The organism is Jiangella anatolica (assembly GCF_003236295.1).
In the GTDB taxonomy this organism is placed as follows: Bacteria; Actinomycetota; Actinomycetes; order Jiangellales; family Jiangellaceae; genus Jiangella; species Jiangella anatolica.
Genome location: NZ_POTW01000038.1, coordinates 12,438 through 25,229, shown reverse-complemented (window position 1 = coordinate 25,229; position 12,792 = coordinate 12,438). Strand labels below are relative to the sequence as shown.

Genomic DNA, 12,792 nt, shown 5'->3' with positions numbered 1-12,792 from the left:
CGAGCGCACCGCACCGACGCACGAAGGAGACACCATGGCACGACCGATCACCCTCTTCACCGGGCAGTGGGCCGACCTGCCGTTCGAGGAGGTCGCCCGGCTGGCCGGCGAGTGGGGCTACGACGGCCTGGAGATCGCCTGCTGGGGCGACCACCTCGACGTCTGGCGCGCGGCCGAGGACGACGCGTACGTGAAGTCGCGGCTGGACATCCTGGAGAAGAACGGCCTGAAGGTCTGGACGATCTCCAACCACCTCAAGGGCCAGGCCGTCTGCGACGACCCGATCGACGAGCGGCACCGCGGCATCCTGCCGGACCGCATCTGGGGCGATGGCGACCCCGAAGGCGTCCGGCAGCGCGCCGCCGAGGAGATGAAGGTGACGGCGCGCGCCGCCGCCCGGCTCGGCGTGAACACCGTCGTCGGCTTCACCGGCTCGGCCATCTGGAAGTACGTCGCGATGTTCCCGCCGGCCTCGGACGACATGATCGCGGCCGGCTACCGCGACTTCGCCGACCGCTGGAACCCGATCCTCGACGTGTACGACGAGGTCGGCGTGCGGTTCGCGCACGAGGTGCACCCGTCGGAGATCGCCTACGACTACTGGACCACCGTGCAGACGCTGGAGGCGATCGGGCACCGCGAGGCGTTCGGGCTCAACTGGGACCCCAGCCACATGGTCTGGCAGGACCTCGACCCGGTCGCGTTCCTGTGGGACTTCCGCGACCGCATCTACCACGTGGACTGCAAGGACACGAAGAAGCAGCTCGGCAACGGCCGCAACGGCCGGCTCAGCTCGCACCTGCCCTGGGCCGACCCCCGTCGCGGCTGGGACTTCGTCTCCACCGGGCACGGCGACGTGCCGTGGGAGCAGTCGTTCCGGATGCTCAACGCGATCGGCTACGACGGCCCGATCTCCGTCGAGTGGGAGGACGCCGGCATGGACCGGCTGCGCGGCGCCCCCGAGGCGCTGGAGTTCGTGAGGTCCCGCGTGTTCGACGCGCCGACGGCCGCGTTCGACGCGGCCTTCAGCTCCACCGACTAGACCTCCGCAGCATCACCCCCGAAAGGAGCACGACGATGTGTTACGGATTCGACGGCGATCGCGCGCTGGACGAGTCGCTGGGCAGCCGTGGGCTGGGCCGGCGGCGCTTCCTGGTCGGCGCCGCCGCGGCCGCCGGCGGCGTGCTGGCCGGCGGTCTGGCCGGCGCCCTGCCCGCGTCGGCCGGCGCCCAGCCGACCGGCCGCACGATCGTCCCGCGCGGTGCGATCAGCATCCAGCTGTGGACGGTGCGCGACGCCTTGGCGCCCGGCGCGCTGTACGACGCGACGCTGGGCTCGATCGCCGACTACGGGTACACGAAGGTGGAGCAGGCGCTCGGCTACTTCGGCCGGACCGCCGCCCAGCTGCGTGACTTCTACGACAGCATCGGCATCTCGGCGACGTCCAGCCACGACGGCATCAGCGGCGACCAGGCGTCGCTGGAGGCGAAGCTGGAGAACGCGGCCACGCTCGGCCAGCGCTTCATCGTCGTCCCGTTCCTTGCCTCGGACTCGCTCTCGGACTGGCAGCAGTGGGCCGAGCAGATGAACGAGGAGGCGGCGCTGGCGCGGTCGTACGGGCTGCGCTACGGCTACCACAACCACGCCCACGAGTTCACCACCGACCTCGGCGGCGGCGTGACCCCGTGGGAGGTGCTGACGTCGGAGCTGGACCCGAGCCTGGTCCACCTCGAGGTCGACCTCTACTGGGCCGTCACCGGCGGCATCAACAGCGGCGTCGCGGTGGCGGACTCCGAGCAGTTCGCCATCGACGTCATCGACGCGGCGCCGCAGCGGACGCTGCAGTACCACGTCAAGGACCGGCATCTCGCCGGCGGCGACATGGCCGACCTCGGCACCGGGCACATCGACTTCGCGAAGATCTTCCGCGCGCACCGCGTGCTGGAGTACATCGTCGAGAACGACACCCCGGATGTGACCCCGCTCCAGACCGCGCAGGTCGGCTACGAGTACCTGACCAGTCTGCGCATGCGCTGAACTGCTGGTCGGTGCCGGCGGCGGTCCGCTCCGGCGGGCCGCCGCCGTGTTTCGTCCGCGTGTCGATGATCTTCGATTCGGCCGGAAGGGTAGCTGCGGGACACCTCGTCAAGGCACACTTGGGGGACCGAGGTGGTGCCGGTGATCCGATCGAGGGCGGAGGGTCGCGCGCTGCCGTCCCAGCGTGGACGGCCGGACGGTGACTTTTCCGAGGTCAGAGGACCGGGCGACGCTGTGCCAACAGCCGTCGTCGACGACGACGAGCCGCCGGCCGCGCCGGCGCCGCAGTTCACCGATGCCGGTTCCGGCGCCGATCTCACCCGCCGGTACCTGCGCGAGATCGGCCGGATCCCGCTGCTGAGCGGGCCCGACGAGGTCCGGCTGGCACGTGCGATCGAGGCCGGGCTGCTCGCCGAGGAGCGGCTCGCCGCGTCCGGTTTCGACGACGAGGCCCTGGCCGAGGTGGTGCGGCTGGGCCAGGAGGCGAAGGCCGCCCTCATCGAGGCCAACCTGCGCCTCGTCGTCTCCATCGCCCGCCGCTACACCCGCCGCGGCCTGCCGCTGCTCGACCTGATCCAGGAGGGCAACGTCGGCCTCATCCGCGCCGTCGAGCGGTTCGACTACGCCCGCGGCTTCAAGTTCTCCACCTACGCGACCTGGTGGATCCGGCAGGCGATCAGCCGGGCGCTGGCCGAGCAGGGCCGCACCATCCGGCTGCCGGTCCACGTCGTCGACGAGCTGAACCGGGTCCTTCGGGTGCTGCGGACTCTGTCGCAGGCGCAGGCCCGCGATCCGTCCGTCGAGGAGCTGGCCGCCGCCACCGCGCTCTCCGCCGACCGCGTCGTCGAACTGCTCTCGTACGCCGAGGAGCCGGTGAGCCTGCAGCTGCCGGTCGGCGAGTCGTCGGAGAACATGTTCGGCGACTTCGTCGAGGACACCGACGAGCTGTCGCCGGAGGAGCTGGTCGCCCAGCTGCTGCTGCGTGACCAGGTCGAGCAGGTGCTGGACGGGCTCAGCGAGCGCGAGCGGGCGGTCGTCCGGCTGCGCTACGGCCTGCACGACGGCCGCACCCGCACGCTCGAGGAGGTCGGCCGCGAGTTCGGCGTGACGCGGGAGCGGGTGCGCCAGATCGAGCACCGCACGCTGACCAAGCTGCGGCGCAACGAGTGGGCCAGCGAGCTGCGCGACTACCTGGGCTGACTAGGGTGGGGGCGTGAAGCTGCGCCGCACGAGTCGCCCTGCCGTCGACGGGCTCGCGCCGGGGGAGCGGGTGCTCGCCACCGGCGACGGGCCCGACGGCGACGTCGTCGCCACGACGAGCCGGCTGCTGCTGCGCGGCGGGTCGGTCGCGTGGACGTCCGTGGAGACGGCGTCCTGGGACGGCGAGGCCGAGGTGCTCGTCGTCACCGAGGTGCCCGACGCCCGCGGCCGCCGGACCCGGCACCGAGTGGCGCTGTCCTCGCCGCGCCGTCTGGTCGACGTCGTGCGCGAACAGGTCACCCAGAGCGTCGTCATCAGCCGCCACATCACCGTCGACGGCCGCCGCGGCGTCCGCGTCACCGGCCGCCGCACCCCGTCGGACGAGCTCGCGTGGACCGTCCAGGTCGACTCCGGCATCGACCTGGCCGACCCGGCCACCAAAGCCCGCGTCGACGCCGCAGTCGCCCTCGTCCGCAACGAGGTGGAGTAGCGGGTCAGCCGGCCGCCACGGCGGCGTGCTCGGCGAGGCCGCCGGCGCATTGCTGGATGAACTTGGTGAGCGTGCGGCGGTAGAGGCCGCCGAAGCCGGGGACCTTGGCCCGGAACGACGAGCGCCAGCGGATCGTGGTGCCGTCCGGGCCCTCGGCGAGGTCGATGTCGGCGCGGTAGTCCTCGATCGCCAGGCCGGACAGCAGGACGTAGCTCAGCCGCCGGTCCGGGACCAGTTCGACCAGGCGCTCCCGGCTGGCGACGCGGCCGGTGCGGAAGACCCGGACCGCGCCGAGGCTCTCGCCGCCGTCCTGGCCGGGGGACTCCAGCTCGAACGAGCCGATCGGGGACCAGCCCGGCCAGCTCGCGCCGTCGCGTAGCAGTGCGTAGACGGCGCCCGGCGGCGCCGTCGTGGTGGCAGTGACGTCGATGCGCTGAACACCCATGTACCAAATGGTACAGATAGGATCGGGGCATGACGGAGGCGGGTGCCGGGAAGGAACGGCTGCTGCGCGCGGCGCTGGAGTACGTGGCCGCGAACGGGGTGGGCGAGCGCAGCCTGCGCCAGATCGCGGCGGCGCTGGGCACCAGTCACCGCATGCTGATCTACCATTTCGGCTCCAAGGAGGGCCTGCTCGTCGAGCTCGCCCGGGCAATGGAGGAACGCCAGCGCGATCTGCTGGCCGAGCTGGCCGCGACCGACGACCCGATCGAGGCCGGCCGGCGGTTCTGGGCGCAGCTCGCCGACCCGGCGCTGTGGCCGCACGAACGACTCTTCTTCGAGCTCTACGGCCGCGCCCTCCAGGGCGACCCGGGCGCGCTGCCGCTGCTCGACGGCGTCGTCGACGCGTGGGTGACGGCGCTGGCGGCGCCGCTGGAGCGGGCCGGCGTCGCGCCGGAGATCGCCCGGGCGCAGGCCCGCCTCGGCGTCGCGGTCGGGCGCGGGCTGCTGCTGGACCTGCTCGCGACCGGCGACCGCGCCGGCGTCGACGCGGCGATGGAGCAGTTCGTGGGCCTGTACGCCGCCACCCTGCCGTCCTCGACGGGCTGAGAACGCCCGGATCGGTCAGAATGGGGGCCGAAAATTCTCGGAAGGGCCGGTGACGAATCGATGGAGCTCACGACCGCGCGGCTGCGGCTGCGCGACTTCCGCGACGACGACCTGGACGGGTTGCACGCGCTGGTCAGCGACGACCGGCTGACACGGTCGCTGTCGTTCGACTCGCGGGACCGGGACCAGGCGACCGGCATGCTGCGCGGGTTCGTCACGCAGGCCGGCGAGCAGCCGCGCGTCGAGTACTACCTGGCCGTGACGCTGCGCGAGGACGACGACGGGCTGATCGGCTTCTTCCGGCTGGGGCTGGCCGGCGTGCGCGCCGGCAAGCTCGGCTACCTCATCGCCGCCGAGCACCAGGGCCAGGGCTACGCCACCGAGGCCGCCGCCGCGGTGCTCGACCTGGCCTTCGGCCCGCTCGGCCTGCACCGCGTCACGGCCGCGATCGGGCCGGACAACGCGGCCTCGATCGCGGTCGTGGAGCGGCTCGGGCTGGTGCTGGAGGGGCGGCTGCGCGAGAACGTGTTCACCAACGGCGCCTGGCGCGACTCACTGCTGTACTCCGTGCTTGCCGCCGAGTGGCCTCCGCCTCACGCCGCCTCGGCGAAGACGACGACGTTGTCGCGGTAGCGGCCCAGCCCGCGGTCGTACTCGCCACCGCAGGTGATCAGCCGCAGCAGCGGCCGGTCGTCCGGCCCGCCGTAGACGGCGTCGGTCGGGAAGTCGTCCTGGGAGTACTGCCCGACCTCGACGACGACGAACGCGGAGGTGCCGCCGTCGGCGCGGGTGACGACGATCTCGTCGCCGGCCGCGACCTCGCCGAGCCGGTAGAACACGTCCGGCCCGTCGCTGCTGTCGAGGTGACCGGCGATCACGGCGGCGCCGTTCTCGCCCGGCTCCGGCCCGGCCTTCCACCAGCCCGCGTCGCCGTACGGCGGCGGGACGAGGACGTTGCCGGGGTCGACGGCGATCGGGACGACGTTCGTGTCGATGCCGGCCGCCGGGACCGCCACCCCGACCGGATCGGCCAGTTCCTCGGCCGCGACCGGGACCGGTGTGGGGGTGGGCGACGGTGTGGGGCTCGCGGCTGGTGTCGTGGCTGGTGTCGTGGCCGGCGGCGGGACCGTGACGGCGCCGGACGGTTCGCCGGTGTCGTCACCGCCGCAGGCCGCCGCCAGGACCGCTGCGAGGACCACGACGGCCGCCACCCGCCCGGAGCGGCGGCCGTCGCGGGTCTGACGCACGGCGGGTGTCCCGGTCAGCTCTCGGTCCGGAAGCGACGCCAGAGCAGTCCGGCGCCGCCGACCGTCGCGAGCCCGACGAGCGCGCCCGGCGCCAGCCAGCCGGTGTCCGGGCCGGACGACGTGCTGCCGGCGCCGGTGTCGACGCCACCGCTGGGCGCCTGGCCGCCGTCGTCGTCGCCGGAGCCGTCGTCGTCGCCGCCGGCTTCGTCGTCGGTGGTGATGCCGGTGTTCACGCCGCCGCTCGGGGCCTGGCCCCCGTCGTCGTCGCCGGAGCCGTCGTCGCCGCCGCCGGAGCCGCCGTCGTCGTCACCCCCGCCCGAACCGCCGGCACCGCCGTCGTCGTCGCCGGAACCGCCGTCGTCGTCGCCGCCGTCGTCGCCACCGTCGTCGTCATCGCCGCCGTCGTCGTCACCGGCGTCGTCGTCCATCGACACGGCCACCGTGTCGACCGCGGTCGCGGGCGCGGCGAGCGCCACGCCCGCACCGGTCAGGCCGGCGGCTGCGGCGAGCGCCGCGGCGAGGCTGATCTTGCTGGAACGCATGGCTGGACTCCTTCGTGTGGGTGGACTTCCAGCCATCAATCTCGCCTGCTCAGCGTGAGGATTCCAGCTCAGAGGGTGTTGTTGAGAGCGTTCTCATCGAGACCTCATCGCCGGCCCGGGTTCTCTCATGAAACGCGTCGTCCCCGCCGCCCGGCAGGCGCCGGGCGACGGGGACGAGAGGGGACGATCAGAGCCCGTCGAGCACCGCGAACGGGTTCGTCGCGCCGCCGTTGGGCGCCGCCACGATCCGCCGGTCCAGCGTGTACGACCCGCCCGCGGGCAGCGTCACCGGGAACCGGCTCATGATCCAGTTCCCGTTGCCGTACGCGGTGAACTCGTCGTCACCGGCGTAGATCAGCCCGTACGTCTGCGGGTCGGTGCCGGCGCCGCCGATCCACCGCCCGGCCGGGACGTACTCCGCGGGCGACTCGTACGGCGTCGTGATGACGGGGTGCCCGGCGACGCCGTGCCGCTGGCCGGCGCCGTCCCAGTCCATCGCGTCGCCGACCCAGACCGACAGATCCGACGAGCCGGTGTTGCGGAACACCGTCGACGCCCGCACCCACGGCTCGCCGGGGCGGATCGTGTACGTCGTCTCGACGGTGACGTCGGGGTGGGCCGACGACGTGCCGGTGGTGCGCACGATCGCCGCGTCACCGGTGGCCTGCACGATCTCCACGCCGGTGGAACGGACGGTGGTCTGCTGCCAGGCCTCGGTGCCGGTCGGCTGCTCGTCGACGATGTACGGCAGGTTCAGCCAGTCCAGCTGGTCGGCCCGGCCGCGGACGGCGAGGTCGATCGGCTTGCCGACGGTGGAGTTCGGCAGCTGGCCGTCGTTGAAGACCTTGGAGATGGTGACGGCGAGCGTGCTGTTCTCCATGACGACGTCCTGCGGCCCGCCCTCGACGATGCCGCCGGAGATCTGTCTCCCGGTGCTGGCCAGGACGGTCACCGGCGCCAGCGCGATGTTCGCCGTCGCCGTGCCGCCCGCGACCACGTCGGCCGGGACCGATGCCGTCGCGTAGCCGAGCGTCGCCACACGCAGCGTGTAGGCGCCCGGGTCCAGCGCCATCAGGTAACTGCCGTTGGCGGCCGTCCGGGCCGTGCCGACGACGGTGCCACCGGCGTTCAGCGCCTCGACCAGCACGCCCGCGGCCGGGGCGCCGGTGTCGGACTGCGTCACCGTGCCGCCCACGCGGGACCGGTCGGCCACCTCGTCGTCGAGCAGGTCGAGCTGATCGGCCCACGCGGCGATGTTCGAGGAGACGTGTCCGGCGCCCGGGTAGTCGGTGATGTGGTACCAGCTGATCTCCTTCGTGTCGCCGGCGCCGACGCTCGCGTCGAACCAGGTGCCGGTGACGTAGCCGAAGCCGCTGATGGCGTACGGCTCGTCGTCGAGCCAGGCCAGGCCGTGCGCCGGCACCGGCCGCACCGTCGTGGAGCCGACGTAGGCGAAGTTGTCGGTCCAGCCGGAGGTGCGGTAGCCGGGGTCGTTCCCGATGCCCGGGACGTACGCGACGTCCTGCGCGCTGTCCGGGTCCAGCAGGTACTGGAAGTACCCGGTGAAGTCCGTGGCCCCGGTGTTCTCCACCTCCAGCGTGATCTTGACGACGGGCGCGTCGCCGAGCGCGCGGTAGCGCAGCGTCGTCTTGAGGTTGCTGTCGATCTTCGCCGACCCGGAGGCGACAACGGCGTCGCCGTCGGTCCCGATGTCGGTGAGGTTCAGCCAGTCGTTCGGACGGTTCCAGTCCGGCGTGCCGGGCCCGCCGGCCGTCCGCGACAGCATCAGCTCGCTCCAGTCCAGCGTCTCCTGCGCGGTGCCGTCGAGCAGGAACAGGTCGCCGAGGCCGCCCGCTGCGAGCGTGCCGGGCAGGTTGTTCGCGGCCGCCCGCGACGAGATCGTCGCCTGGATCCGGTCGTTCATCGTGAAGTGGTACGTCTCGCCGGCCACCGTGTCGGGGCGCGGGCTGCCGGACCCGTAGTCGGGCGCGACGGTGGCGGCGCCGGCCGTCGGGCCGGTCACCTCGGCCAGCTTCAGGTCAGCGGTGACGGTGCCCGTGGCGCCGACAGTCACCGACGTGGACGAGCCGGCGACCGGCAGGAACGCCCGCTTCGCCGTCGACACCGTGTAGTCGCCGGCGGCCAGGCCGAGGACGTAGCGGCCCTGCGAGTCCGTCGTCGTGGTCAGCGACGTGCCGCCGCCGGTCGCGACGACCCGGGCGTCGGCCACCGGTGCGCCGGTCGCCGAATCCGTCACGACGCCGGTGACGCGGGCCCAGCGGGCCGCCGCCTTGCCGCCCGGCGTGAACGCGTAGAGGTTGCCGTCCCAGGCGCCGGCGACGACGGTGTTGCCGCTGACCGCCGGGCCGGAGCCGACCCAGGTGCCGATCTCGTACTGCCACAGCGGCTGCCCGGTCACGCTGTCCAGCGCGTAGAAGAAGCCGTTGTTCGCGCCGACGAACAGCGTCTCGCCGCTGAGCACGGGCGAGGACAGCACGCCGCCGGTGTAGGTGCCACCGGGCAGCAGCCGGTCCCACAGCACAGCACCGGTGCGGGCGTTGAGCGCCGTCACCGCGCCGCTCGGGAAGCCCATGTAGACGACCTCGCCGGCGACGGCCGGGGCCGACGGCGTCGCGCCGCTGGACACCCGCGAGGCGTGCGGGCTGCGGTAGGTCCACAGGTCCCGGCCGGTCACGGCGTCGCGGGCGATGATGCCGTTGTTCGAGCCGATGAAGACCCGGCCGTCCGCGGCCGCCGGGATGCCGTCCTGCCAGCCGCCGAGCACGGCCGACGACTGCCACTGGCGCGCGCCGGTCGCGGCGTCGAAGGCGAGCACCTGGTCGGCGGTCTGGCTGCCGACGAAGACCTGGCCGTCCGCGATCGCCGGGGTGCCGTCGCTCATGGTCGCGCCGGCCAGCGGCGACGCCCACAGCTGGCTGCCGTCGTCGGGGTCGAGCGCGACCAGCAGGCCCTGCGCGGCCGCGCCGTAGCGGGTCTGGTAGGCCCAGTAGACCTTCCCGTCGGCGACGGCGGGGGAGTAGTAGCCGTAGGCGCGCTGGTTGTTCGGGTCCGGGGCGTCCTCGGTGTCGCGCTGCCAGACCAGCTCGCCGGTCGTCCGGTCGACGGCGAACAGCTGCGCGCGCAGCGTGCCGACGAAGACCGTGTCGCCGAGCACCGCCGGGGTGCCGACGACCGACGACGGGACCTCGTACTCCCACAGCTGCTCACCGGTCGCGAGGTCGACGGCGTGCAGCGCGGCGTTGCCGTCGCCGTTCTCGTCGCGGGTGCCGGCGTACACGACGCCGTCGACGATCGTCGGCGAGCCGGTGAGGAACGTGCCCGGCGTGCGGTAGCTCCAGGCCAGCTCCAGCCCGGGGTCGACCGTGTCCGCGGCGACGCCGGAGTGGGCCGGGTCGCCGTGGTGCTGGGTCCAGTCGGCGCCGGCGACCGGCGCGACCAGCGGCTGGGTCGTCATGGTGAAGTCGGCCGACTCGGTCCAACGCTCACCGCCCTCGTCGACCGCCTCGACCTCGATGGTGTGCGGGCCCGGCGCCGGCGCCCGGCCGACGAACTCCGAGTGCCAGGTCAGCTCGCCGGACGGCTTCAGGCTGCGCCACGAGCCGCCGTCGATGCGGTACCGGACCCGGACCACCTCGTCGGCGGTGTCGTACGCGTTGACCTGGATGTCGGGGAAGCCGGTGCGGTTGCCGTCGGCGCCGACCTCGCTGCCCGGCGCCGGGCTGGTGATCGTCAGCGCCTGGTCCACGCCGTACATCCGGAACGGGTTCTCGAACGTCTCGCCGCGCAGGTGGATGAAGCGGAAGCCGCGCGGCGCGTTGTCGATCGTGTACGAGCTGGACACCGTCTGGATGTGCTTCGCCGACGGAGCGAACTCGCTGTTCGGCTCGACGTCGTTGGAGTGCTCGTGGCCGACCAGCATCAGCTCCGCGCCGTACTGGTCGAACAGGTCGCCGTACTGGTCGTACTGCGACGGCGAGCCGAAGGGCACGTTCATCGGCTGGTGCGCGAGGACGATCAGCTCCTTGTCGCCGACATTGGCCTCGAGGTCGCGGCGGATCCAGCTCAGCTGCTCGTCGAACGGCGCCTGGCCGTTGTTCTCCAGCACCAGGAAGTGCCGGTCGCCGTAGTCGAACGAGTACCACTCGGGGCCGACGTGCCGGCGGTAGTTGTCGATCCGCGCGGCGTACGTGGTGCCGCCGCCGGAGAAGTACTCGTGGTTGCCGACCGCGGGCCAGACCGGGACCTCGGAACCGGCCGTCGCGTTCTTGTAGGTGGTGAACTCCGCGTCGGTGGCGTTGTTCGTGAGGTCACCGCTGACGGCGATGAACGGGATGTCGTTGGAGGTGGAGTTGATCTCGTGGATCTGCTCCGGCAACTGCGGGTTGACGTGCGGGTCGGCGATGTTCGCGAACGAGAACGTGGAGCCCTGGCTGCCCGGGTCGCGGGTCAGCGCGAAGTCCGCCGTCCGCGCCTGCCCGGCGGTCACCGGGCCGAAGTTCCGGTAGAACCGCGGCGTCATGAACTCGTCGGCTCCGACGACGTAGCCGGTCGGCTGGGTGATGAACACCATGTCGCTGAGCCGCCGGTCGACGTCCATCTCCAGCTGGTAGCGGCCCTGCGCGTCGGTCTCGACCAGCGCGACGCCGTCGGACACGCTGACGCCCGCGACGCCGGGCTCGCCGGCGTCCTGCGTGCCGTCGCCGTCGTGGTCCTCGAACACCACGCCGGTGACCGGCGCGGCCGCGGCGGCGATCGTCTCCGCGACCACGGTCGCGACCGGGCCGATCAGGGCCAGCGCGGTGAGCAGCGCCAGCGCCGCGTAGACGGCGCGGCGGTAGCGGCCGAGCGCCTCCGGGGCGAGGCGGGCGGTGAGCGTTCTCACGTCGACTCCATTCACTGAGGGGTCACAGCAGCCGATGGACGAACCAGGCCAGCCCGGTCACGACGGTCGCGGCGGCCGCGACGACGTGTGCCAGCGGGAACCAGGCGTGCCGCCGGGCGGCGGACGCCATTGCGTACAGCCCGGCGGCCAGGGCGGCCGTGCCGAGCGCGATGCCGAGGTCGTAGCCGGCGAACGACGTCACCAGGTCCCAGCCGAGGTCGTCGCCGAAGCGCAGCTCGCCGGCGAACGCGAGCCCGTGCAGCAGTCCCGCGACGGCGACGGCGGGCAGCCGCCGGCGCGACCCCGGCCCGACGACGTTCGCCGCGGCGACCCAGACCACCGACAGCGCGACCAGTGCGCCGACCAACTGTTCCGGCGGATCGACCCAGCCGGCGACGACGGCCAGCAGGCCCACGCTGCCGGCGGCGGCGAACGCGGCGACGCCGCGAGCGAGCTGTGCCAGACCGGTCGCGCCGACGGCCAGCGCGGCGACGAACAGCGCGTGGTCCGCGCCGGTCAGCACGCGCTGCACGCCGAGCCCGGCCGAGCGCAGCGCGGAGTCGCCGAACGATGGCCGGCCGGCGCTGAACGACGTCTGCCCGCCGTCCAGCACGACCCGGCCGCGCTCGCCGCCGAGGTCGTAGTCGACGGTGGTCGTGTGGTCGTCGACGACGGCGTCGGAGCCGGCGCCGGAGAACACCGAGTAGTCGACGACGTAGCGGCCCGACGTCGCGCCGTGGCAGTCGTAGTCCAGGTCGAGGACGGCGTACGGGATGTCCTCGGCGGTCGCGTCGGTGGCCGGCTGCTGCTGGACGTCGGCGCCCGTCAGCCTCATGGTGCACTCGACCTCGTCGACGAGGAGGAGGATCCGCTCCCGCAGGTAGTCCTCGATCAGCGCGCGCTGCGCGTCGAGCTGGGCCCGGCGGCCGCCGTCGTCGGGCGCCTCGATCGCCTCGGTGCCCATGCCGATGGCGCGGGCGAGGATCTCGTACTCCAGGCCGAGCCGGTAGTCGACGTGGTCGCCGTCGGCGCGCAGCTGCGACCAGCCGTCGCTGGTGCGCACGTGCGCCAGGGCGGGCGCGGCGGCCGCGAGCAGCGCGAGGACCGCGACGGTCCCGGCCACGACCGCGCGCACCACCCGACTGCTCGACATGCACACCTTCCGGTCCAGGGGATCCGGCATTCCGCCGGGAACACCCTGGTTTGCCGGAGTTCGGCCGGGCAATGGTCGTCGCCCGATGTTCGCCGAGGGTTCGTACCGGCGACGACTGGCCTTCGAAGGACGAGACTGGGACCGATCGTTCAGCGGGGGTTCAGGTGCGC

General features: G+C 73.0%; 11 protein-coding genes. 6 read left to right on the top strand and 5 right to left on the bottom strand.

Features of this window, described 5'->3' with window-relative positions:
- The first annotated feature begins 34 nt into the window (after positions 1 to 34).
- The 4 genes from C1I92_RS16665 to C1I92_RS16650 all read left to right on the top strand — a co-directional run bounded on the left by C1I92_RS16665 (position 35) and on the right by C1I92_RS16650 (position 3,727).
- Entirely contained in the window at positions 35 to 1,042 is a 1,008-nt protein-coding gene (locus C1I92_RS16665) for a sugar phosphate isomerase/epimerase family protein (RefSeq protein ID WP_111255777.1), read from the top strand.
- A 35-nt stretch (positions 1,043 to 1,077) separates the two neighbouring features.
- Complete coding sequence (locus tag C1I92_RS16660; RefSeq protein ID WP_111255776.1) at positions 1,078 to 2,037, top strand: sugar phosphate isomerase/epimerase family protein; 960 nt, start codon at positions 1,078 to 1,080, stop codon at positions 2,035 to 2,037.
- Positions 2,038 to 2,208: 171 nt separating this feature from the next.
- Entirely contained in the window at positions 2,209 to 3,237 is a 1,029-nt protein-coding gene (locus C1I92_RS16655) for a sigma-70 family RNA polymerase sigma factor (RefSeq protein WP_369124109.1), read from the top strand.
- Positions 3,238 to 3,250: 13 nt separating this feature from the next.
- Entirely contained in the window at positions 3,251 to 3,727 is a 477-nt protein-coding gene (locus tag C1I92_RS16650; RefSeq protein WP_146605168.1) for a hypothetical protein, read from the top strand.
- 4 nt (positions 3,728 to 3,731) lie between these two features.
- Here the strand turns inward: C1I92_RS16650 and C1I92_RS16645 are convergent, their stop codons facing one another.
- Positions 3,732 to 4,172, bottom strand: coding sequence for an SRPBCC family protein (locus C1I92_RS16645; protein WP_111255774.1), 441 nt, complete (start codon positions 4,170 to 4,172; stop codon positions 3,732 to 3,734).
- Positions 4,173 to 4,201: 29 nt separating this feature from the next.
- On the opposite strand from C1I92_RS16645, the gene C1I92_RS16640 reads away from it, so the two are divergent.
- Positions 4,202 to 4,777, top strand: a complete 576-nt coding sequence (locus tag C1I92_RS16640) for a TetR/AcrR family transcriptional regulator (protein WP_111255773.1) — start codon at positions 4,202 to 4,204, stop codon at positions 4,775 to 4,777.
- A 60-nt stretch (positions 4,778 to 4,837) separates the two neighbouring features.
- Positions 4,838 to 5,410, top strand: a complete 573-nt coding sequence (locus tag C1I92_RS16635) for a GNAT family N-acetyltransferase (protein WP_111255772.1) — start codon at positions 4,838 to 4,840, stop codon at positions 5,408 to 5,410.
- Here C1I92_RS16635 and C1I92_RS16630 read toward each other — a convergent pair.
- The 4 genes from C1I92_RS16630 to C1I92_RS16615 all read right to left on the bottom strand — a co-directional run bounded on the left by C1I92_RS16630 (position 5,371) and on the right by C1I92_RS16615 (position 12,622).
- Complete coding sequence (locus tag C1I92_RS16630; protein ID WP_158564168.1) at positions 5,371 to 6,024, bottom strand: sortase domain-containing protein; 654 nt, start codon at positions 6,022 to 6,024, stop codon at positions 5,371 to 5,373. The two genes, C1I92_RS16635 and C1I92_RS16630, sit on opposite strands and share 40 nt — an antisense overlap.
- A 14-nt stretch (positions 6,025 to 6,038) precedes the next feature.
- The gene (locus tag C1I92_RS16625) at positions 6,039 to 6,566 is read right to left on the bottom strand and encodes a GVDTG sorting domain-containing protein (RefSeq protein WP_111255770.1); all 528 of its coding nucleotides are present in this window, start codon (positions 6,564 to 6,566) and stop codon (positions 6,039 to 6,041) included.
- A 187-nt stretch (positions 6,567 to 6,753) separates the two neighbouring features.
- Positions 6,754 to 11,469, bottom strand: a complete 4,716-nt coding sequence (locus tag C1I92_RS16620; RefSeq protein ID WP_146605167.1) for an outer membrane protein assembly factor BamB family protein — start codon at positions 11,467 to 11,469, stop codon at positions 6,754 to 6,756.
- Between the two features lie 22 nt (positions 11,470 to 11,491).
- A complete protein-coding gene (locus C1I92_RS16615; protein ID WP_158564167.1) occupies positions 11,492 to 12,622 on the bottom strand; it encodes a HupE/UreJ family protein in 1,131 nt (376 codons plus the stop codon).
- Positions 12,623 to 12,792 lie beyond the last annotated feature (170 nt).

Bases quoted from the DNA above. Each gene is read 5' to 3' on its own strand.
- C1I92_RS16665 (WP_111255777.1), top strand. From the start codon at position 35: ATGGCACGACCGATCACCCTCTTCACCGGGCAGTGGGCCGACCTGCCG.
- C1I92_RS16660 (WP_111255776.1), top strand. From the start codon at position 1,078: ATGTGTTACGGATTCGACGGCGATCGCGCGCTGGACGAGTCGCTGGGC.
- C1I92_RS16645 (WP_111255774.1), bottom strand. From the start codon at position 4,172: ATGGGTGTTCAGCGCATCGACGTCACTGCCACCACGACGGCGCCGCCG.
- C1I92_RS16640 (WP_111255773.1), top strand. From the start codon at position 4,202: ATGACGGAGGCGGGTGCCGGGAAGGAACGGCTGCTGCGCGCGGCGCTG.
- C1I92_RS16635 (WP_111255772.1), top strand. From the start codon at position 4,838: ATGGAGCTCACGACCGCGCGGCTGCGGCTGCGCGACTTCCGCGACGAC.
- C1I92_RS16625 (WP_111255770.1), bottom strand. From the start codon at position 6,566: ATGCGTTCCAGCAAGATCAGCCTCGCCGCGGCGCTCGCCGCAGCCGCC.
- C1I92_RS16615 (WP_158564167.1), bottom strand. From the start codon at position 12,622: ATGTCGAGCAGTCGGGTGGTGCGCGCGGTCGTGGCCGGGACCGTCGCG.